At 54.9% G+C, this 19,686-nt stretch carries 21 protein-coding genes; 7 read left to right on the plus strand and 14 right to left on the minus strand.

Going from position 1 to position 19,686, the window contains the following annotated elements:
- Positions 1 to 20: 20 nt before the first annotated feature.
- Positions 21 to 1,376 carry a PFL family protein gene (locus NSS83_RS07055; protein WP_235218574.1) on the plus strand — a complete coding sequence of 452 codons (1,356 nt, stop codon included), beginning with the start codon at positions 21 to 23 and terminating at the stop codon, positions 1,374 to 1,376.
- 196 nt (positions 1,377 to 1,572) lie between these two features.
- Here the strand turns inward: NSS83_RS07055 and NSS83_RS07060 are convergent, their stop codons facing one another.
- From NSS83_RS07060 to NSS83_RS07070, 3 genes are all read right to left on the minus strand, one after another.
- Entirely contained in the window at positions 1,573 to 2,472 is a 900-nt protein-coding gene (locus NSS83_RS07060) for a sigma-70 family RNA polymerase sigma factor (protein ID WP_341185261.1), read from the minus strand.
- A gap of 96 nt (positions 2,473 to 2,568) precedes the next feature.
- Entirely contained in the window at positions 2,569 to 3,015 is a 447-nt protein-coding gene (locus tag NSS83_RS07065) for a carboxymuconolactone decarboxylase family protein (RefSeq protein ID WP_341185043.1), read from the minus strand.
- Between the two features lie 197 nt (positions 3,016 to 3,212).
- On the minus strand, positions 3,213 to 4,667 hold the full coding sequence (locus NSS83_RS07070; protein ID WP_341185042.1) for an MFS transporter: 1,455 nt from the start codon (positions 4,665 to 4,667) through the stop codon (positions 3,213 to 3,215).
- A 168-nt stretch (positions 4,668 to 4,835) separates the two neighbouring features.
- Here NSS83_RS07070 and NSS83_RS07075 point away from each other — a divergent pair, with 168 nt between their 5' ends.
- Positions 4,836 to 5,279 carry a MarR family transcriptional regulator gene (locus tag NSS83_RS07075; RefSeq protein WP_341347959.1) on the plus strand — a complete coding sequence of 148 codons (444 nt, stop codon included), beginning with the start codon at positions 4,836 to 4,838 and terminating at the stop codon, positions 5,277 to 5,279.
- A gap of 60 nt (positions 5,280 to 5,339) precedes the next feature.
- Here the strand turns inward: NSS83_RS07075 and NSS83_RS07080 are convergent, their stop codons facing one another.
- Positions 5,340 to 6,803, minus strand: coding sequence for a response regulator (locus NSS83_RS07080; RefSeq protein WP_341185040.1), 1,464 nt, complete (start codon positions 6,801 to 6,803; stop codon positions 5,340 to 5,342).
- Positions 6,804 to 7,503: 700 nt separating this feature from the next.
- Here NSS83_RS07080 and NSS83_RS07085 point away from each other — a divergent pair.
- Complete coding sequence (locus NSS83_RS07085; RefSeq protein ID WP_341185039.1) at positions 7,504 to 8,130, plus strand: GyrI-like domain-containing protein; 627 nt, start codon at positions 7,504 to 7,506, stop codon at positions 8,128 to 8,130.
- Between the two features lie 2 nt (positions 8,131 to 8,132).
- On the opposite strand, the gene NSS83_RS07090 is transcribed toward NSS83_RS07085, so the two are convergent.
- The 5 genes from NSS83_RS07090 to NSS83_RS07110 all read right to left on the minus strand — a co-directional run bounded on the left by NSS83_RS07090 (position 8,133) and on the right by NSS83_RS07110 (position 12,568).
- Positions 8,133 to 8,798, minus strand: coding sequence for a hypothetical protein (locus NSS83_RS07090; RefSeq protein ID WP_341185038.1), 666 nt, complete (start codon positions 8,796 to 8,798; stop codon positions 8,133 to 8,135).
- Positions 8,791 to 9,477, minus strand: coding sequence for a hypothetical protein (locus tag NSS83_RS07095; protein WP_341185037.1), 687 nt, complete (start codon positions 9,475 to 9,477; stop codon positions 8,791 to 8,793). The genes NSS83_RS07090 and NSS83_RS07095 overlap by 8 nt, the downstream gene beginning before the upstream one ends.
- Positions 9,478 to 9,505: 28 nt before the next feature.
- On the minus strand, positions 9,506 to 10,153 hold the full coding sequence (locus NSS83_RS07100; RefSeq protein ID WP_341185036.1) for a DUF4004 family protein: 648 nt from the start codon (positions 10,151 to 10,153) through the stop codon (positions 9,506 to 9,508).
- A 270-nt stretch (positions 10,154 to 10,423) separates the two neighbouring features.
- Positions 10,424 to 11,755, minus strand: coding sequence for a VWA domain-containing protein (locus tag NSS83_RS07105; protein ID WP_341185035.1), 1,332 nt, complete (start codon positions 11,753 to 11,755; stop codon positions 10,424 to 10,426).
- Between the two features lie 201 nt (positions 11,756 to 11,956).
- Positions 11,957 to 12,568, minus strand: coding sequence for a 50S ribosomal protein L25 (locus tag NSS83_RS07110; protein ID WP_341185034.1), 612 nt, complete (start codon positions 12,566 to 12,568; stop codon positions 11,957 to 11,959).
- Between the two features lie 359 nt (positions 12,569 to 12,927).
- Between NSS83_RS07110 and NSS83_RS07115 the strand changes: the two genes are divergently transcribed.
- Positions 12,928 to 13,203 (plus strand): GNAT family N-acetyltransferase, encoded by a 276-nt coding sequence (locus NSS83_RS07115; RefSeq protein ID WP_341347960.1) that lies wholly within the window; start codon positions 12,928 to 12,930, stop codon positions 13,201 to 13,203.
- 12 nt (positions 13,204 to 13,215) lie between these two features.
- Positions 13,216 to 14,073 (plus strand): GNAT family N-acetyltransferase, encoded by an 858-nt coding sequence (locus tag NSS83_RS07120; RefSeq protein WP_341185032.1) that lies wholly within the window; start codon positions 13,216 to 13,218, stop codon positions 14,071 to 14,073.
- Between the two features lie 323 nt (positions 14,074 to 14,396).
- Here NSS83_RS07120 and NSS83_RS07125 read toward each other — a convergent pair whose 3' ends face one another.
- The 4 genes from NSS83_RS07125 to NSS83_RS07140 form a co-directional block, all read right to left on the minus strand.
- Positions 14,397 to 15,230 carry a hypothetical protein gene (locus NSS83_RS07125; RefSeq protein ID WP_341185031.1) on the minus strand — a complete coding sequence of 278 codons (834 nt, stop codon included), beginning with the start codon at positions 15,228 to 15,230 and terminating at the stop codon, positions 14,397 to 14,399.
- Positions 15,179 to 15,631, minus strand: coding sequence for a flavodoxin (locus NSS83_RS07130; protein ID WP_341185030.1), 453 nt, complete (start codon positions 15,629 to 15,631; stop codon positions 15,179 to 15,181). Before NSS83_RS07130 ends, NSS83_RS07125 begins: the two co-directional genes overlap by 52 nt.
- Positions 15,632 to 15,867: 236 nt before the next feature.
- The gene (locus tag NSS83_RS07135) at positions 15,868 to 16,233 is read right to left on the minus strand and encodes a VOC family protein (RefSeq protein WP_341185029.1); all 366 of its coding nucleotides are present in this window, start codon (positions 16,231 to 16,233) and stop codon (positions 15,868 to 15,870) included.
- Positions 16,234 to 16,338: 105 nt separating this feature from the next.
- A complete protein-coding gene (locus tag NSS83_RS07140) occupies positions 16,339 to 17,157 on the minus strand; it encodes a helix-turn-helix domain-containing protein (protein ID WP_341185028.1) in 819 nt (272 codons plus the stop codon).
- A gap of 280 nt (positions 17,158 to 17,437) precedes the next feature.
- Between NSS83_RS07140 and NSS83_RS07145 the strand changes: the two genes are divergently transcribed.
- Positions 17,438 to 18,301 (plus strand): class I SAM-dependent methyltransferase, encoded by an 864-nt coding sequence (locus NSS83_RS07145; protein ID WP_209869861.1) that lies wholly within the window; start codon positions 17,438 to 17,440, stop codon positions 18,299 to 18,301.
- Between the two features lie 3 nt (positions 18,302 to 18,304).
- Complete coding sequence (locus tag NSS83_RS07150) at positions 18,305 to 19,051, plus strand: RluA family pseudouridine synthase (RefSeq protein ID WP_341185027.1); 747 nt, start codon at positions 18,305 to 18,307, stop codon at positions 19,049 to 19,051.
- 49 nt (positions 19,052 to 19,100) lie between these two features.
- Here the strand turns inward: NSS83_RS07150 and NSS83_RS07155 are convergent, their stop codons facing one another.
- Entirely contained in the window at positions 19,101 to 19,544 is a 444-nt protein-coding gene (locus NSS83_RS07155; protein WP_036732955.1) for a MarR family transcriptional regulator, read from the minus strand.
- Positions 19,545 to 19,686: the final 142 nt, after the last annotated feature.

Genomic DNA, 19,686 nt, shown 5'->3' on the forward strand with positions numbered 1-19,686 from the left:
GAGAGGAGTGAGCACTAGTGATCTCGATTGTAGAAGTTCAGGAGACGAATAAAATGATCCGGGAAATGAACCTGGATGTCCGCACCATTACGATGGGTATCAGCCTGATGGACTGCGCCCATACCGACATGAAGGTGTTCAACCAGAAGGTGTACGACAAAATTACCCGCTCCGCTGAGAAGCTCGTGAAGACCGGGGAGGATCTGGAGCGCCAATTCGGAGTACCGATTGTCAACAAACGGATCTCTGTAACGCCGATTTCGATTGCTGCCGGCGCTGTACATACCGATACCTACGTGCCTGTCGCCCAGATTCTGGACAAGGCCGCCAAGGAGGTAGGCGTCAACTTCATCGGCGGGTATTCCGCGCTGGTGCAGAAGGGCTGCACCAAGGGCGACCGGATTCTGATTGACAGTATCCCGGAAGCGCTGGCGGTAACCGAGAGAGTCTGCTCCTCCGTCAACGTCGGCTCCTCGCGAAGCGGCATCAATATGGACGCCGTGAAGCTGATGGGCGACATCATTCTCCAGACGGCTGAGCGCACGAAGGACCGCGATTCCATCGGCTGTGCCAAGCTGGTCGTATTCTGTAATGCGGTCGAGGATAACCCGTTCATGGCCGGCGCCTTCCACGGGGTGGGCGAACGGGAGTGTGTGATTAACGTGGGCGTAAGCGGCCCGGGTGTGATCAAGCGGGCGCTGGAAGAGGTGAAGGGACAGGACTTCGAGACCCTGTGCGAGACGATCAAGCGCACAGCCTTCAAGGTCACCCGTGTCGGCCAGCTGGTCGCCCAGGAAGCCTCCAAGCGCCTGAACGTGCCCTTTGGCATCATCGACCTGTCGCTGGCCCCTACGCCCGAGATCGGCGATTCTATCGCAGAGATTTTCCAAGTCATGGGCTTGGAGGAAGCCGGTGCTCCCGGCACCACTGCTGCACTGGCCATCCTTAATGATAATGTCAAAAAAGGCGGAGTCATGGCCTCCTCCTATGTCGGCGGCTTAAGCGGCGCCTTCATCCCGGTTAGTGAAGACCATGGCATGATCCAGGCGGTCCAGCGCGGGGCGCTGACTCTGGAGAAGCTCGAAGCCATGACTTGTGTCTGCTCGGTAGGCCTTGACATGATTGCCATTCCCGGCAGCACCAGCAAGGAGACCCTCGCAGGCATCATTGCCGATGAAGCCGCCATCGGTATGGTCAACAACAAGACCACAGCGGTCCGCGTCATTCCGGTCATCGGCAAGGACGTCGGTGAGATGGTCGAATTCGGCGGCTTGCTCGGATACGCTCCAGTCATGGCCGTCAATCCGTTCAGTTGTGCGGGCTTCGTCAACCGCGGCGGACGGATTCCCGCGCCAATCCATAGCTTCAAGAACTAAGTGGGCGTGCAGGCTTAATTGCATTCTGTACATCTAAACCTTCTGATTTACTATCCCTGAATTTCGCTGGGAGCTGAAGACTTACATCGCGGATGATGTGATTTGTATTATTCTTCATATCACCCCTAACAACTAATAAGACACGTTGCCTTCCCGCTTAGGGAGAGTAACGTGTCTTATTAGTTGTTGCAGGACATCAGTGCTGCTGCGGCGGCTCAGGAGGTACGGTAATATGGGACAGCTTCGCAGGGTCCATCAGAAGATACAGATTCTGAATCCGTTCCCCGCTGGAATCCGTGCTCAGGCAGAGCACGCACTTCACGACTCCCTGATCGGTGAAGATCAGACCCGGTTCGCCGTTCAGCAGCCCGAAGGAATGCCTCCACTCCCGCAAATAGTGCATAACCCGCTTCGAGGTCAGCAGTGCAGTAACTCCCCGGCGGCCGGTCATCGGCCGGAGAATCGTATGCACTTCGCGGCCCCCGCCGTCGGCAACCAGGACCGGATGCTCGCCCAGCAGCTCCAGCATACCGCTCACATCATAAGAGGTGAACGCGGCAGTGAAGCGCACCAGCAGATTCTCGGTGACGGCTCCATATCGGAGCGAGGGTAACCGGGAAGCCGGCTCTGCCATCAGGATACGCTTGGCCCGGCTGAAGATCTGACGGCAGTTGCTGCCCGATTTGCCTACCATTCCGGCAATGGCTTCATAGTCGTATTCGAAGGCTTCCCGCAGTACGAATACCGCACGCTCCGTGGGAGACAGACGCTCCAGCAGCACCAGAAAAGCATACGACAGATTATCCTTGCGTTCTGCCACCGCTTCCGGGCCATCGTATCCCTCGCTTACCGGCTCAGGCAGCCACTCCCCGATATATGTCTCTCTGCGGCTGCGTGCCGAGTTCAGCATATTGAGGCAGCGGTTGGTCATGCCTTTGGCGACATAAGCTTTGATATTCTGAATGCTGCTCCGGTCCCGGTGCTGCAGCTCGGCGAACAGATCCTGCACCGCATCCTCCGCATCGGCAACCACGCCTAGCATCCGGTACGCAATGGAAAAGGCATAGCTTTTATAATTCTGGTACAGCTCCTCCATACCCGGATTCTCAGCTGCAGGTGTCTCGGCCTGTGCCGTTATTTTACCCCTGTCCACTTCACGCAGCTCTCCTTCCTTACATTCCTGTCCTTATCCTTAGCTGAAGCAGCCCGGGAACATCCCGGTCGTAATGGCAATCCGGTTCCAGCTGTTGATCGTATTGACCGCCATAATCCAGTCTACCAGTTCCTCTTCGCTAAAATGCGTAAGCATCTTATTGTACAGCTCCAGCGGAACGCCCGCTTCGCTGATCAGCGTGACCTGCTCGGCAAATTCCAGCAGCACACGTTCCTTCGCACTGAACAACGGCGCTTCGCGCCACACACTCAGCAGCAGAATATGATCGGCATAGTCGCCCAGCTTCATCAGATCCTTGCCATGCATATCCAGACAGAACGCACAGCCGTTGATCTGGGAGACCCGTATTTTAACCAGTTCATACAGCACTTTATCCTTGCTGCGGCTTCCTGCATGCTGCTCCAGCGCCATCATTGCCCGGAACGCCGGGCTGTTAACCTCACGATAATTCATTCGTAGACTCAAGTTAAGTCGCCTCCATTATGGTTGTATTGCTCTACATAACTGTAGACAAGATGGAGCCGGATGTTGTGACATAACATCCCTACAAAGTGAAGCTTTAGCTCGATGATGAATCAGGTACTTTGCGGGGACCCCAAAACTCTGATTTTTTCAAAAAAAGCAGAACAGCGAAATTCCGCAGCCCTGCTCTTGTGTACACTCTATATGCTCAGGCTCTTAGCCCTTCTCGAAGAGAATAGCCGCCAGCCGGTAAGCAGCGCCGATAACAGGCAGATCCCGGACGAAGTCAGGAAGACTACATGCATCCCCGAGAGGAACAGCTCCGGACGTCCTTCCACCAGCCCGGTTACCCGGTAGCCGGCCTTGCTGCTCATTACATTGAACAGGATCGAAGTCGCTACGGTAATGCCGACGACCATCCCCACATTACGGACCAGCGAATTCACGCTGCCTGCCGAGCCTAGCTGTGTTCGCGGCACCGTGGACATAATCAGCGAATTGTTCGGTGAGCCGAACATCCCGCTGCCGATACCGAGCATGGCGATCCAGACGCCGACCAGCATCACCGGACTGCCTTCATGCAGCCGGGCCAGCCCGAACTGGGCAATCACCATCACGATCAGCCCTGCAAAGGTGAGCAGCTCCGAACCGATCTTGTCAGACAACGCCCCGCTGAGCGGAGCGACAATCACCATACAGATCGGGTAGAGCATGAGCAGAAAGCCTGCGTCAAAGGGGGACATGTTCAGCATATTCTGCGCATAGAACGGTGCGATAATATTGAAGCAGAAGTTCGATACGAACACCAGAAAGGCGCAGAATATACTCAGTGAGAACAAGGGATTCTTGAACAGGCCCAGTTGAAGCAACGGCCCGGCGCTGCGCAGCTCCACGATCAGGAAGACGATGAAGGTAATAAACGCAGCAGTGAGGGCGGCAAGAATCCGCGTATCCCCGTAACCAAGCTGCTGGCCGAGCAGAAGTCCGGCGAACAGAGAAACAATGAAGACAGCAAACAGCAGGCTGCCGGGGACATCAATCGCTGACTTGATGCGTACCAGATCTTTCGGGAGCACCTTCCAGCCCAGCGCAATCGCCAGCATTCCAATCGGCACATTCACCCAGAAAATATATTCCCAGCCCATCGACGATACGATAATTCCGCCGAGACTGGGCCCCGCTATACTGCCGAGGGACACGAAGGTTCCGATCAAGCCAAGAGCCTTGCCGCGTTCCGTTGACGGGAAAATATCCGTAACAATACCCTGGCTGTTCGCCATGGTCATCGAAGCACCGACCGCCTGCACGACACGCGAAGCGATGAGCAGCGGCAGGCTGTGGCTTAATCCGCAGAGCAGAGAGCCGATAGTGAAGACGACCATGCCCAGCTTGAACATCTTGATTTTGCCGGCAATGTCACCCAGCTTCCCGAAGAACAGAATCACTGAACAGATTGCCATCAGATATCCGGTTGTCACCCACTCTACCTGGGCTACCGGCAGCCCCAGCTCCTTCACCAGCACCGGCAGCGCAATATTCACAATACTTCCATCCAGTGTAGACATAAAAGTAAACAAATTAAGAACGATCAGAATCAGCCAGCGCTTCTTCTGTATCCCGGCATCCTCCTGATAGGTCGCCTCTAAGCTGCTCATCCGCTAACACCCTCTTGTATCCAATGTAATCTAGTTGCATGCGCAACAAACTAATCCTTCACAGTGTACTGCAAATTAGTTGCGTGCGCAACAAAATTACGGTAAGATCTGAGGCAGACGGCATTCCTAAGGCAGGCTGCCGTTATAATCCTCAGCGAGGTGTCCATTGTGACTTCAAATAGAGAACCCATCGGGAAGCTGATCTCCCATCTTCACCGTCAGAACCAAAAAATACTGGCCAAGGAGCTGCTTCCCTACGGCATCGGCAGCGGCGGCCAGCATAGCTTTTTAAAGCTGGTGCTGAGTCATCCGGGGATCACCCAGGATCAGATGACCAGCCGGATTAAATGTGACAAAGCGACAACCACCCGCTCCGTCAAGCTGTTGGAGGCTTCGGGATACATCGAACGCCGGACGGACCCGAACGACCGCCGCTCCTTCCTGCTGTATCCAACTTCCAAAGCGCTCGACTTCGCCCCTGTCTTCCAGACGCTGCTGGACGATTTCAACCGCGAGCTGTCCATGGATCTCACCGGGAGTGAGCTGGATACGCTGATAGATCTGCTCCACAAGGTCACCCGCAACTCAGACCGGCTGAACGGGCAGGGTTGAGTGCATCGAATGGGGATACCCGATGGCCTCGTATGACAGGTGACGGCACCCTATAAATCATTAAGTGGTCGACAACATCCAACTGTCCTTGCTGTCCCCGGGTTCAGCTGCGAAGCGTGCATCTTGCAGCCAGCCCTCTGCGCGGTATTCACTCGGCAGCTTGCCGACATGCTCCCGGAACAGCTTGCTGAAATAACGCTCATCCCCGAAGCCGGACCGGCAGGCAATTTCACACACCGGGACAGGGGTCTCCAGCAGCAGCGCTTTCGCCAGCTCCAGGCGCATGCGCCGCAGGCACTCCCCGAACGTCTCACCCGCAAAGCGGGCGAAGCACCGGCTGAAATAGCCGCGGCTCATATGGATAGCTGCGGCAACATCGCCCTGATTGATTTTATCGCCGGCATGGCTCCTCATATAACGCACAGCGGTGATCAGGCAGAGCATCACCTCTTGGCTCAGCCCCAGCTCAATCATCCGGCGCTGGACATGCCCCGTGAACTGATGCAGCCAGACCAGCCAATGCCGCCAGTGCCGGTTGCACTCTGCCGCCAGCGCGAGCTGCTGCGCTTCCTCCGCCGTAAGCAGCAGGCCGCTCCAGTTCCGCAGCAGCTCCCGGCCAAAATCCCCCACCGCCTCAGGGTCCGGCTGCTGCATCGCAACCCCGCTGTGGAACAGGTCCCAATCTCTGCGCTCCAGCGTCCAGCGGAGATTCTGCGCCTGCAGCAGCGCGGAAGGGACACCCGCCTCCGGCCGTTGCCGCACGGCCAGCGCCTGCAGTTCACCATAGTGCAGACTCGGGACCGCCTGGCCGCCCGCAGCATAGAACAGCGCCTGCCGGGCCGACTGTTCCAGCACCGCAGCGATTGTCTTCAGCGGCTGACCACGCACCCCCTCCAGCAGCGCCGCTGTCCAGCTTGTCCCAAGCACTGCTCCCAGCTCTCCTGCGATCCGCGCTGCATCCACAGGATACGGCAGCGGAGACAACCACATCCCCCGCACAGCAAGTAGTGTGGAATTTCTCACCAGAGACAGCGCATACAGCTGCTCTTCCTTCAGTTCCGGCGTAAGCGGCACAAAGAGCAGCGCCTTGTCCTCAGCGATCACCCTCTGCTCTGCCTTTGCAGCAGTGCTTTTGTTCCCGTCTTCCCACCTGATCCGCTCCACCAGTCTGCGGATGATCACATCGGCATTCTCCGGCTCCAGCAGCGTCTTGACAATGTAATCTACCGCTCCCAGCCGCAGCGCCTCCTGCACCTCATCGAATTCATGATGGCAGGTCAGCACTACGCAGCGGACCGCGGGATACCGCAGCCTCACTTCCCGGATCAGCTCGAACCCGGTCATCCCCGGCATTGACAGATCCACGAACAGCAGATCCGTCTCCTGCTCGCGCAGCAGCTCCAGTGCCGCCTGCCCGTCTCTGGCCTCTCCGGTAATCACCACCCCGAAGGACGGCCAATCCAGCAGTGAGATGAAACCTTTGCGCACCAGACGCTCATCATCTACGACAACAGCCTTAATCATCGAAATCCTCCTTGCTTTTGATAGGAATAATGATTGATACTGGATTCCGCCTTTCTCACTGCTCTACGTGGAAGCGTTTCAATATATAGATACAATACCATATTTTGTTTATTCTGAAAATAAAAAGGCCGCACTTAAGGCTTGAACCCGATGCTGGGCCGTCCCTGCGGTGAACATTTGGACTTCCGGCCGCTGTTGTCCCCGGATCACATGATTTATACAACATAAAAAGAGCTGCTCACAGGCAGAATATCCGCCGTATAAACAACTCCACTTCTGCTATTAGATACTAGTAGTGCATCGGATTTAAAATGGTGGAGCAGACGCAATTCCCCTTCGAATTACATCTTTTTTTCAAGCGGGCCTTGTTCATCAGGGGCGTTTAGTTTAGCGTAACGGACTGTGGTACTCTTCTTTGGGAAGAAAGTCGCCAATTGGGCGAGTTACGGACTCCACAACCCTTATCCTTTGCACTTCGGCTCCGAAACGTCTCATAAAGAGACTGTAAGGTCGCCTGAGTCCGTTACGCTGCAAAAAATGGCGTTTTCACGGGGATAAGATCTCCCCGGTCCCTTAGATTTTGGGTGGATAGGGTTTAACAAGCTTATCCATCCATCGCCAGAATCCAACCTGACATATACCTGTCCAGTTCGCATGATATGCTGAATGCAGCACAATCCTATGAACTGAGGTGACCCAAATGAAATTTGAATGGAGAAAACAAGACAAGGCCCTATATCTGCCCCCCGCCGAACCCGGGCTGATTCAGGTACCCGCCTTCCCTTATTTCACCCTGCGGGGTGAAGGTAATCCGAACGATAGCGCATTCGCAGAAGCGGTCGCTGTGCTGTATTCCTTGTCCTATGCAGTCAAGATGCTGCCGAGAAAAGGCTCCGCACCCGAAAACTACTACGACTACACCGTCTTCCCGCTGGAAGGGGTATGGGATCTCAGCGAAGCCGGACGCCGCTTAGCCGTTCTTGATAAGAACGAGCTGGTATACACCTTAATGATCCGCCAGCCGGATTTTCTGACCCCTCTGCTTGCCGCAGAAGTGCTGGAGCAGGTCAAGCGCAGCAAGCCGCACCCGCTGCTGGACAAGGCTGTCTTCGCCCGCTGCGAAGACGGCCTCAGCGTACAAATGCTGCATATCGGCCCCTATGATGATGAGCCGCACAGCTTTGCAAGAATGGAGCAGTTTTGCATCGCTCAAGGACTGCTGCGGGAGTCTCTCCTGCACCGCGAAATCTATATCTCGGATGCCCGGCGTGCCCGCCCGGAGAAGCTGCGGACCGTGCTGCGGTTCAAGGCCGCCCGGCAGGATTAACGCTACATTTTCACTGTGTGCCGTACGATTGAGCTCTTATGAACCTCCAGCAGCTCCCGGTACTCCACCGTATCAATCTCACAGCCGGGCCCGATCACAACGCTTCCGCCCCGCACGGTCTGCGCCTGCGTATGCTGAAGCTCAATCTGATCCCCTTCGATCAGGCGGGCCGTGAAGCTCATCTTCTTCCCTGGTCTGAGCAACGCGCCGGAACGGCTGCGCTTGATCGAGATCCCTCCGCCGCCGACCGTATCCGCTCTACAAGGGCCGAATAAGGTCAGGTCGAGCTTCTCCGCATTCAACAGGCCGCTGACCTCCAGGATTCCGGTAAGCTGCACCTGCTCTGCTTCACAATCGCCCGTAACTATAATCCCGCCGGTCAGCCTGATATCCTCAATCCGCAGCCCGCCGCCTGCCTTAAGCTCTCCTTGTCCGCGCAGGCTGGCTGAGTCTACCCGTCCCTTGACCTCACACTCACCGGTGATTCTGATATCCTGCGCCCGAAGATTCCCCTTGATGGCAACCTCTCCGGTCTGCGCCAGCTTATAGCAATCTACATCCCCGCCAAAGGTACACTCTCCCGTCACCTTCACATCCTTAAAAACTCCGCCGACAGAGCTCGACGTCCCGAGTATCTTCAGGTCATGACGTTCTACCGCTTCATTCACCGATCTTCTCCTCCTTTCCCACCTGGGCACCGGGATGTACAGTCAGTCCCGCTCTATACTCCACCCGGCCAATCGAGCAGCCCTGCCCGATAATGACCGTACCGCCTCTAACTACATCTGCATTCGTGTATTCCAGATCTAGCGTATCGCCCTCGATGAGCTTGGCCCGCAGCCCGATTTTGAGCTTGGGAATCATCCCGCCTAGCAGTTTGCCCCAAGCAGCGTTGCCTTTTTTACGGATCACCAGGCTCTCTACGCCAATCTCCCCTGCTTCCGAGTGACCCTGTAGCCCGAACTCAATCCGGCCCGCACTAAGCAGGCCACCCACTGTGAATACCCCTTCACCGGTCAGCTCCTCCAGCTCACAATCGCCCTTCAGCTTCAGCATCCCGTCCATTACACAGCGCTCTCCCCGCAGACTGCCTTCACCGTTCACTACTCCATTCAGCTTCATTTCACCAACCTGCAGATTGCCCTTCAGATTGAGAGTTCCGTTCATCTCCAGCTCATCGGCTGTGAGGTCGCCCTTCTGCTTCATCACGCCGTCGCAACTATAGGTATGTGCGTGGAGCGCTCCGTTAATTTTACTGACGCCGTTGATATTCACGCTGTGATATCTGCCTCCGGCAGCCGTATTGACCCCATCCATCACCAGATCCGGCAGTTCATTCTTCTCCATGGTTCAGCCTCCTGTGGTGTACTGTTCCTTACTCTTGACTGTTGCCTTCACTTAAGCGCCCATTCAGATGTTCCGCCAGATCGGCAGAGCGAAGCCTGCTCACCAGCCGTACCCCCTCATCGAAGGCCAGCCCCGCATCCGGCAGCGCCATAATGAAGAAGCTAACCCCCATTTTCCGCACAAAAAACAGCTCCCACCCCTTCTCCCCATACCCCGGCGCATGACTCTCCAGCGTCTGATAGAGCCGGTCTGCTTCCTCCCAGCTGAGCTCCCCCTTGCTGAGCAGCCAATCGGCCGCAAATACATTCAGAATCTGCTCGAAGGTCAGCGGTAGATCCTCAGCCTCCGGTTTTCCGAACCGCTCCAGACTGCTTACCGAAACAATGTTACGTTCTTTTAACTGGGATAAGGTTAACCTTATTCTGTACGGGGATGCCGGCTCTGACAGCTTATCTGCCAATTCATCCAGAGAGAGATCATCCTTCTTCTGTAAAATATGCTGCACCCGCCCCAAAATCCGCTCCCGCGGAAAAAAGGTCTCCTGTCCCGTGAAGGTAGATTTGCGGATGAACCACTCTTCAGGAATCAGCTGCTTCCGCTTCCAGCGGTATAACTGCCCGTAAGAGATTCCTGTCTCATCGAGCAGCTCCTTTTTGGAGATTAAATCCTCTTCCATATCACCACTCCTCGCACTCATCGTAACATAACACTGTTACGTTGTAAACTGACAAGCATCCTGAAACTCCCCCTCCTGTTCAACAGCGGCTTCTCCTCTCCACTCATGCACAAGTGGAAACGGCATAGCCGTCCTTTTAAAGGACGGTACCGTTTCAGCAAGAAATAGAAGGATAAGTTATCGTGTGAAACCTATAACTTCTTATATTTTCAAAAAACAGAGCAGATTCCAGCCCTTCCCCGGCTTCGGATCTGCCCTCTATACTCCATTCTATGAACGCACAACGCCCTTCTGCCGGGCTTCACGCAGCCATTTCGGGTACTCGTTAAACAGCCGGTCATACAGGTCCTCATCGCTAACCTCGTCCAGATCATCCAGCGCGAAGAAGTCGGCATTATCCACATAACGGCCCTGCAGATCGTCCAGCTCACGGAGTACGCCATAATCCGCATTCCCCAGCCCTACAAATTGCCAGAAGATATTATGCTTTGAGCTCTGGATCAGCAGCTTCGATATTTTGGGCGTCTCATAGATGCCCCCGTCGCTGAAGAACACCACATAGACCGGCAGATCGCCCGGCTCCTCCTTCGTATACTTCTTGATCAGATCCGCCATAACCACCGGCTCGTTGTTCCCGATGCCCAGTCCCCCGAACATCTTCGGTCCCGGATAGGTCCGCTTCACATAATCCTCATAGCCGTGTTCATTCACGCTTGGCATTCTTTTGCTCTTAGTGGCGAAGAACCAGACATCCAGCATCCCGTCATCATCCATCTTAGCCGCCACAGCCAGCACCCGTTCAAAAGCCCGCTGCACGACTCCCTTCGCATATAATTGCGCCATAGAGCCAGAGGCATCGAACACCACGGCCACCCTTGCCTTCTCCTGTTCGAGATTCTTCTTGCGCAGTGAAATTCCTACCTGCTGCTTCAGAAGGTCAATCTTCGTCAAATTCAGTGCCGGCCGGGGAGCCTCCTCCTGGACTGTATCCCTAGGCGGTCCGCTGTAGGTAGCCGCTGCTTCGGTATGGCCTGACACCGATTGAGCCTGTGCTCCGCTGCCGTTCTCCGGCGCTTCGTCTTCCACCTCGACCCCATGCGCTTCCGCCAGCGGCTTCAGTCCGCCATGGAAGCCCCGTCCGACCGCGCGCAGCTTGAAGCCCCCGCCATGGCGGTACAGCTCTGCCAGCACGAGCGAGGTCTCGGCGTTGCCTTCCACAATCTCATACACCAGCTCCGTATCCTTCCCTGCCGCGCTGATTCTGCAGCCTCTGACATCGGCGAAGGTTCCGGGGCCGTCCAGCGTAGCCGCGAAGACACACTTATCGATGCCCGAGGCGCTAAGCGCACGCAAATCTATAGCGAACTCCCCGCTGTATTTATCAATAGAATTGAATACGACCGTGTGCTTGGGGTCAGCCGGCTGATTATAAAAGATAAAGAAATCATCGGATGGTACCTTCCCGTTCTCGCCCACCATGAAGCAGCTGATATCCAGAATAGCCGGAGAACTGCTGCAGGATATCTTCACGGTTGCCTGGGTGGAAGCCTCGTCCAGCTTCGCATTGGAGCCGCTTACCAGCTTAATTATATTAGGATTCATGAATGCACTCTCCTACTCTCTCATATGTAAGTCCACGATGTTCGGGATTCCCGCTTCTGCAAAAAGGAGCAGACCATTCCCTGCTAAGGATATGTCTGCTCCTGGGTGATCAAAGACTATGACTCTCCATACAGCCGTTATCTCAGGCTATCTGCGGAGTGCTCTGCTTATAACGATTCGATGGCTGCAGCCAGAAAAGTCTTATTCTTCAGACTTCTCAGCTTCGGCTGCTTCCTCGGCTGGTGCGGCAGCAGCTTCATCAGCCGGCTCTTCCATCACGAGCGGAGGCGAGATCCGTACAATCAGCGTATCTTCAGGGGTAAGAATCTCCCAGCCTTCATGCTTCGGCAGGTCGGATACCAGCAATTGATCACCGATCTCCAGGCCGCTGATATCTACATCAAAGGTAGCTTCCAGCTTATCCGGCAGAGTGCGGATGTCCAGCTCGTACAGCTCAATCTGCTGCACGCCGCCGCTCTTGACGCCGGCAGGGTCGCCGGTGAAGTTGAAGGCCACCTTGGTATCCAGTTCCGCCTTCATATCAATCTGCTGCAAATCTACATGAAGCAATGTACGGGATAACGGCTGGCGCTGCACTTCCTGAATAACCGCATTCTTCGAGCCGGAGCCCGGGAATTCCACCTTCAGGATGGCACGCGGGTTTTTGCCGAGAATATCATTAAGGGTTTTGGCATCTGCTGAGAAGGACTGGGTATCTGAACCTGCACCGTATACTACAACCGGTACAAAACCTTTACTGCGCTGGGAAGAATTCGATCCGGATCTTTCAGTCAAGCGTACTGTGGTATTCATGATATTTCCTCCTAATAGTTTTTTGAGCGATACGCCCTTCGTTCGTAAAGCCGGGTAAGACGCCCGGGGCGGCGTACGCCAAGTAGTGTCAGCATAGCTGCATTAAAAAACAAGACCAATTAGCTCTTATGTCTAATCAGTCTCTTATTAACCATATTTGCCTGCTATGGAATCAGTATAGCACCGGGAAATAAACAAGTCAAAATAGGGTAATTTTCAAGCGAGATCCATATTTATAAATAATTACGCTAAATAACCTGCTGTAAACGAACTCCGGTACCTCTCTTCCCCTTTCTCGCTTTTTGCCGCACAGGGTAGTAAAATAAAGGCACTATACCGGAATGGAGTGAGGTTATAAGATGGATAAAATCGCAAAGGGAGAAGGACGTTTCTATATCGCTGGTGACGGAAAAGACCTGGCCGAGATTACATACAGAACCGAAGAGAACACAGGGAATCTGGTGATTGACCATACCTTTGTTTCCGAAGATCTGCGCGGCCAGGGCGCGGGAGAGAAGCTTGTTCGGGCGGTCGTTGACCTGGCCCGTGAGCAGAGTGTCAAGATTGTACCGGTGTGCCCGTATGCGGCCCATCAATTCGAGAAGCACACGGAATACAAGGATGTGCTCAAATAGGAGGAAGATCGTTTGACGAATACAGATACACTGAAACAGATTGAAGAGCTGCAGCAGCGCTGCGAGCAATATGAAGGAATCTCGCTGAAGCTGAACTGGGACATGCTGCGTCATCCGGGAGAAGCCGGCGGTGCGGAGTGGGTGTTATCCTACGAAGGGGAGCTGCTGACCGGATTCATCGGCTTGTACGGCATCGGCGGTGATATGGAGGTATGCGGCATGGTCCGGCCGGGCTACCGCCGCCGGGGGATCTTCAGCTCCCTCTGGGAGCAGGCTCAGGCCGTCATCCGCCGGGGGAAGACGAAGTCACTGCTGCTGAACACCCCTGCAGCTTCGGCTTCAGGGAATGCCTATCTGAAGACCTTGCCGGTTGCCTTCAGCCATTCTGAGTTTCAGATGAAATGGGATGGCGCAGGGAGCAAGGTTAGAGCCTCAGAGGCCAGCTCAGCCTCCGGCAATGTGCTGCTCCGGCCTGCACGCCCTGAGGAGACGCCTCTGCTCATCGCCTTCGACTGCGACGGGTTCCAGATGACCGAAGAGGACGCCGCTGAAATGTATGAGCTGCACGAACAGGAAGGCTCACAGGAGCATATCATCATTGAGCTAAGCGGCCAGCCCGCCGGGAAAATGCGCCTGTGGTCGGAGAACAACGAAACCTGGATCTACGGATTTACGGTGGACAAGAAGCTGCGCGGTCTCGGCATCGGCCGGAGTGCCCTCCAGCAGACTATCGAGCGGGAGCAGCGGAATTATAACGGAGTAAATCTGGAGGTGGCGCTGGATAACCCGAATGCGCTGAAGCTCTATGAGAGCTGCGGATTCGTCGTGCTTAACCAGCAGGATTATTACACCTATCCTTTGAACAGCTAGCCTGGACGAGTATTTTAAGAGGCACCATTGGGGCCAAGCGGCTGCGTGTAGGCTGAATGTATGCTGTTTTTCACATACATTCGGCCCACACACCTGCGCACCAACATAATGTATACTGTTTTTCACATACATTCGGCCCAGACGTCCGCGCACCAGCGCAATGTATGCTGTTTTTCGCATACATTCGGCCCATACGCCTGCGCACCAGCACAATGTATGCTGTTTTTCACATACAATTTCTAAACAATCAAAAAGCATCCCCTCATGGTCAAATGACTCTGAAGGAGATGCTTTCTTTATCTTGTCACACTCTTCGTCTGCTTTTACATCAGTCCGTAGCCCCGCACCTGGGCTTCATCACGGTCACTGCGGCGGTTGCTGCATTTCACGCATCCTGCTGCCTGCTCTTCCCGCTCCAGGAAGACAGACAGCAGGCGCACATAATCCAGCGACTCCTGCAGCGGCATGTCTGCCCCATCGAACAGCTGCCTGCGGCCATCCAGCAGCGAGTAGATGGCGATCGTCTCCGCCGGCTTCCCGTAAGCCTTATGGCAGAACAGATTCGCCATATGCAGAAATCCGGTAATGACCTGCTGATCGGCGTGTACCATGAATTTCTGGATATTCAGACTGCGCTCCGTAAGCTCCGAATTCCAGGCCAGCTGAAAAATCACCGCCAGCTCAATCTCAAGCTCCCGGACAGGAACATGCCACTGCTCGAAGCGCATCACCGGAATCTCCCGGGCGAAACTGCCCGCGACAATCCGCATCAGCTCATCGGCCACCGCCTGCTTCACATCCCAGTAATGCATCAGCGAAGGAAAAGCGTTGCCCTTCGGCGGCCAGCGGCGCTCCAGCAGAAACTGGACCGGCGTCTCCCGGCGCACCTCGGGCCGGAGACCGTAGAAGTCATTAAGCGTATGTCCGACTGCATATTGAACCTGCTGTCTCCAGCGGGGAAGTCCGGTAGCGGGAGCTCCGCTGCCGTCCGCCTCGGCCCCGCCCAGCATGATGTGCTCCATGCGGTAATCATTCAGGCGTCTATACCGGCCTGCTTCCGCATCCGGCTTCGTTCCTGTGAAGTCTCCTGCCGCTGCGCCCATCCTTAAGAGACCGCCGCGCAGGTCTCGATGAACTGGCGTCCGTAGGTGCGGCATGCCTCTTTCTCCGCTGCATTCGGACCGTATTCAATCTTCAGGCTGGGCTGCACAATCTCGGCCCCGCGCTCCTTCAGCTTCTCTTCAATCTGATCCACCGCACCGCAGTAGATCTCATACCCGGTGTCTCCGCTTCCGAAGGCCGCCGCCTTACAGGCGCTGAGATCCAGCTCATCCAGCTCTTCATAGAAATCCAGGAATTCATCCGGCAGTTCGCCGTCTCCCCAGGTGTACGCACCCAGCAGTACAGCCTCATAAGCTTTTATCTCATCCGCATTGCAGTCGGTGACCGGTTTCAGAACCGCCTCTCCGCCTGCCGCGCGTATTCCTTCCACGATCAGTTCAGCGATTTCCTCCGTATTGCCAGTCAAGCTGGCATATGCCACTAGCACTTTAGCCATGACTTTAATCCTCCCAGGGTACAAATGTAATGTATTATCGACCGCACTCGCTTACTTCATGCTGTATTACCCTCATTCTATTTGATAATGATTATCATTGTCAATATAAAAGTCCACCTGCTCCTTGCCTGGACACACTTGCCTGGATAACACAAGCAGCGCCAGTCCAGGACATAACTTCTGCCCGGAACTGACGCCGCTCAATAATACTATTGTTAATATTCTGTGTGGAACGATTAATATCCGCCTTCAAGCAACGTAATACCATTGCCGTCGGGATCACGGAAATTCATTTCTTTACCGCCGTACTCCATGGTTGCCGGGGGATGGCAATCCAGTCCTTTCGCCTTCAGCTGCTCATATGTTTCGTCGAGACTGCCGCAGGAGAACACCAGATTAACAGTGCCTGTCGTCAGATTCTCCCATTTGGCTGCGTTCCAGATAATGATGCCGGGCTGGCTGCGTTCGAAAGCAATTTTGGCACCGTCAGACTCTCCATAGCCCTCGAATGGAACCGGAATGCCCAGTACCTCTGAGTAGAATGCCGCCAGCGCCGCCGGATCTTTGCTGTACAGATTAATGCCGTCAAATGTTGTGATCATAATGATATCCTTCCCTTCATTGCCTGTGATGTGATCGGGCTGCTGTCAGCCGTTCTATGCTCATTGTACTTCTGCATGAATAGCTTGTATTGCAAAAAAACGACATCAGCGCCGGGCATGGCTCAACGCATCCATCGGAGTTCTGCCCGCGAATTTCTTGAAGTTGTTGATCAAATGCGACTGATGGCTATACCCGTAGGTGAACACAATATCCTGCATTACTCCCTTGGTCTGCGGAGAACGGTAAAGGTCCCGCCAGACATTCTGGAAGCGGATTAAATCGGCTACCTTTTTGGGCGGAAGACCGATATGCTGCCGGAACAGCCGTTCAAGCTGGCGGCTGCTTAGGCCCGAGCTGCTCTCCAGCGCCCCTGCCGTCATGATTCCGCGTGATGTAAGCAGCCTGTGGACCGCATTCATCATCCCGTCACTGGTGCGGTTTCCCCGTTCCAATCTCCGCAGAAGGAAGTCTTCAGCAGCAGCGATGCGCTCATTCATTGTACGGATATGCTGGAGCCTGTCTCCCAGCTCCTTACGGAAGGTCCGGAAATAATGCTCTACCGGAACATGCACATTCAGTACCTCTGTCAGCGGCTCGTCTGCGAACAGATGAACGGCCCAAAAATGAAACCGGATGGCGAACCGCTGCGTAGGCACAGGCTGTGCTGCTTGTCCTGTCTCGAACGGACTGTCATTAATCCCGCAAAATATACCACCGGACTCCCCTGTCCGCTCATCCCATTCCCATATAATATCCATACAGCTGTCAGGTATGATGGTCTCCGTCCGCTGCGGCGGCGGGGGCTGTGCTCCTGATCCCCAGAAGCAGCGGATATACGGCTGAAGCAGCCTGCCCGGCAGATACTCGCCGCCCCCGGCCGGATTGGCTGTAATCGGATGATACAGCGCTGAAAGATTATACATCTGAGTGCAGTCTCCTTCCTTTGCTGTAACCTTGTATTCAGATCATACACAATCCCTGTACGAAGCGCCAGAACGCCTGCTTTTCGATGGACCAAGCACTCTGCTTACCGAATGATTATGTTTCAAACGGATCTGCCCTGCGTTTCCTGGTAATATTATACGCCTGCTGCTTGTTGGCTACACTGGGAATAGTCGCAGCTTTGCAACCATTTTGTTTGTAGCTGCGGGCTTAAATGTTGTACAATGAAGGCTAAATGACTTTTTGAAGGATGGATTAATAATGTATATAGCCAGTGATTGGAAAGACTATGAAGTGATCGATACCGGGGGCGGAGAGAAGCTCGAACGCTGGGGCGATATTATCCTGCGCCGGCCGGACCCGCAGATCATCTGGCCGCTGGCCAGCGAGAGTGCCAAGTGGCGGGATGTACACGGGCATTATCACCGCAGCTCAGCCGGAGGCGGGCAGTGGGAGATGAAGAAGACGATACCGGAGGACTGGAAAATCAGTTACGGCAAGCTGAAGTTTCACCTCCGCCCGACGAACTTCAAGCACACCGGGCTGTTCCCGGAGCAGGCGGCCAACTGGCGCTGGATGATGGACAAGATCGCTGCGGCTAACCGGCCGATCTCCGTCCTCAACCTGTTCGCATATACCGGCGGAGCCACTGTTGCGGCAGCAAGCGCCGGAGCCTCCGTCGTGCATGTCGATGCGGCCAAAGGGATGGTCCAATGGGCCAAGGAGAATGTTGCGTTGTCCGGTCTTGCCGACAAGCCGCTCCGCTTCATTACCGATGATGTATTCAAATTCGTCCAGCGCGAACAGCGCCGCGGCAGCAAATATGATGCCATTATTATGGACCCGCCGTCCTATGGAAGAGGGCCGGGCGGTGAAATGTGGAAGCTCGAATCCAGTCTCTATCCGTTCCTGGAGAGCTGCATGGAGATTATGAGCGACCGTCCGTTATTCATGCTGATTAACTCCTACACGACCGGCATCTCGCCAACCGTACTGCGCAACATGCTGTCGATGACCATGGGCAAGCGCTATGGCGGCAAGCTGAATTCCGGTGAGATCGGCTTGCCGATTACAGCCTCCGGCATGAATTTGCCTTGCGGGATTCTTGGCCGCTGGGAGGCGTAAGCCATGACCGGAGTGAATAACGGCGCAGCAGGAGCATCCGGCAGCAGCCCCTCCCGGTTCGAAATTTTATATGAGGACAACCATCTGCTCGGCATTGTGAAGCCTGTGAATATTCCCGTTCAGGAGGATGCTACAGGCGACCCGGATCTGCTGACCCTGCTGAAGGAAGATGTGAAGGAACGCTACGCGAAGCCGGGCAACGTCTTCATGGGACTGGTTCACCGGCTGGACCGGCCTGTAGGCGGTGCGATGATCTTCGCTAAGACCTCGAAGGCAGCCTCCCGGCTGTCCGAGAGTGTCCGCACCCATGCCTTCCAGAAGGTCTATCTGACGGTGGTGCATGGTCAGCTTCCGGGCTCAGAAGCCCGGCTGGAGCATACTCTGCTGAAGGACCCTAAAAGCAATACCGTCCAGACCGTCCGGGAGGGAACGCCGGGCGGCAAGCAAGCTATCCTTGATTATACTGTGATTGGCACCGCAGAAGGCTATTCGCTGGTGAGGATTGACCTGCTGACCGGCCGCTCCCACCAGATCCGCGTTCAGCTCAGCGACATTGGCTGTCCGCTCTATGGAGATCAGAAGTACGGTGCGGCCGTTAATAGACCGGGACAGCAGATTGCCTTATGGTCTGCACTCACCCGGTTCCCGCATCCGGTGACCAAAGAGGAAGTCGAGCTGCTCTCCCTGCCTCCCCGTTCCTATCCCTGGAATCTATGGACTCCGCAAATTCAAAAGCAGGCTCTCCTTTAACGGACAGCCTGCTTTTTTGCGTTATCCTATATAAATTCTCAGTTGGTGCTTATACGGACTGTACCGAAGCTGCGTCATCCACTGCCGGGGCAACCGCCATCTTCCCCATGAGGTAGAGCAGCAGCTGCTGGTTATGGGAGGAAATGGGGTCCAGCGCTTCAGCAAAAAAGTCACTGCGGACCTTCAGACCGCGCAGCGTCTCCCGCTGGCCTGTCTCGGTAATACTCACCCAGACAATTCTGCGGTCCGAGGCATCACGTTCACGGACAATCAGATTATGCTTCTCCATCCGGTCAAGCAGCATCGTCACGGCCGCCGGGCTGGTCGCCAGATGAGGGGCCAAATCAGAAGGCTTCATCGCATCACGCTCCTGCAGCAATTCCAGTACGGTTAGCTGGGCATCAGTCAGTGTAGGGGCAAGCTTGCTGTCCATATGTAGCTTATAGTCCTTTAATATCTTATGCCAGATTTTACTGAATTCAGTGGAGTGCACACTTATTCCTTCCTTTCCTGCGGATCTCTATCCGGTATATTTACTTTTTCGCCAGAAAAATTCCAAATCCTTCAAGGCAGAAAAATAAAATCTGATCTGAACCTGTTCCAGACTCCCACCTGCGTAAGAAAACCGATGAATT

This window comes from Paenibacillus sp. FSL H3-0469 (genome assembly GCF_038051945.1).
In the GTDB taxonomy this organism is placed as follows: domain Bacteria; phylum Bacillota; class Bacilli; order Paenibacillales; family Paenibacillaceae; genus Paenibacillus_AQ.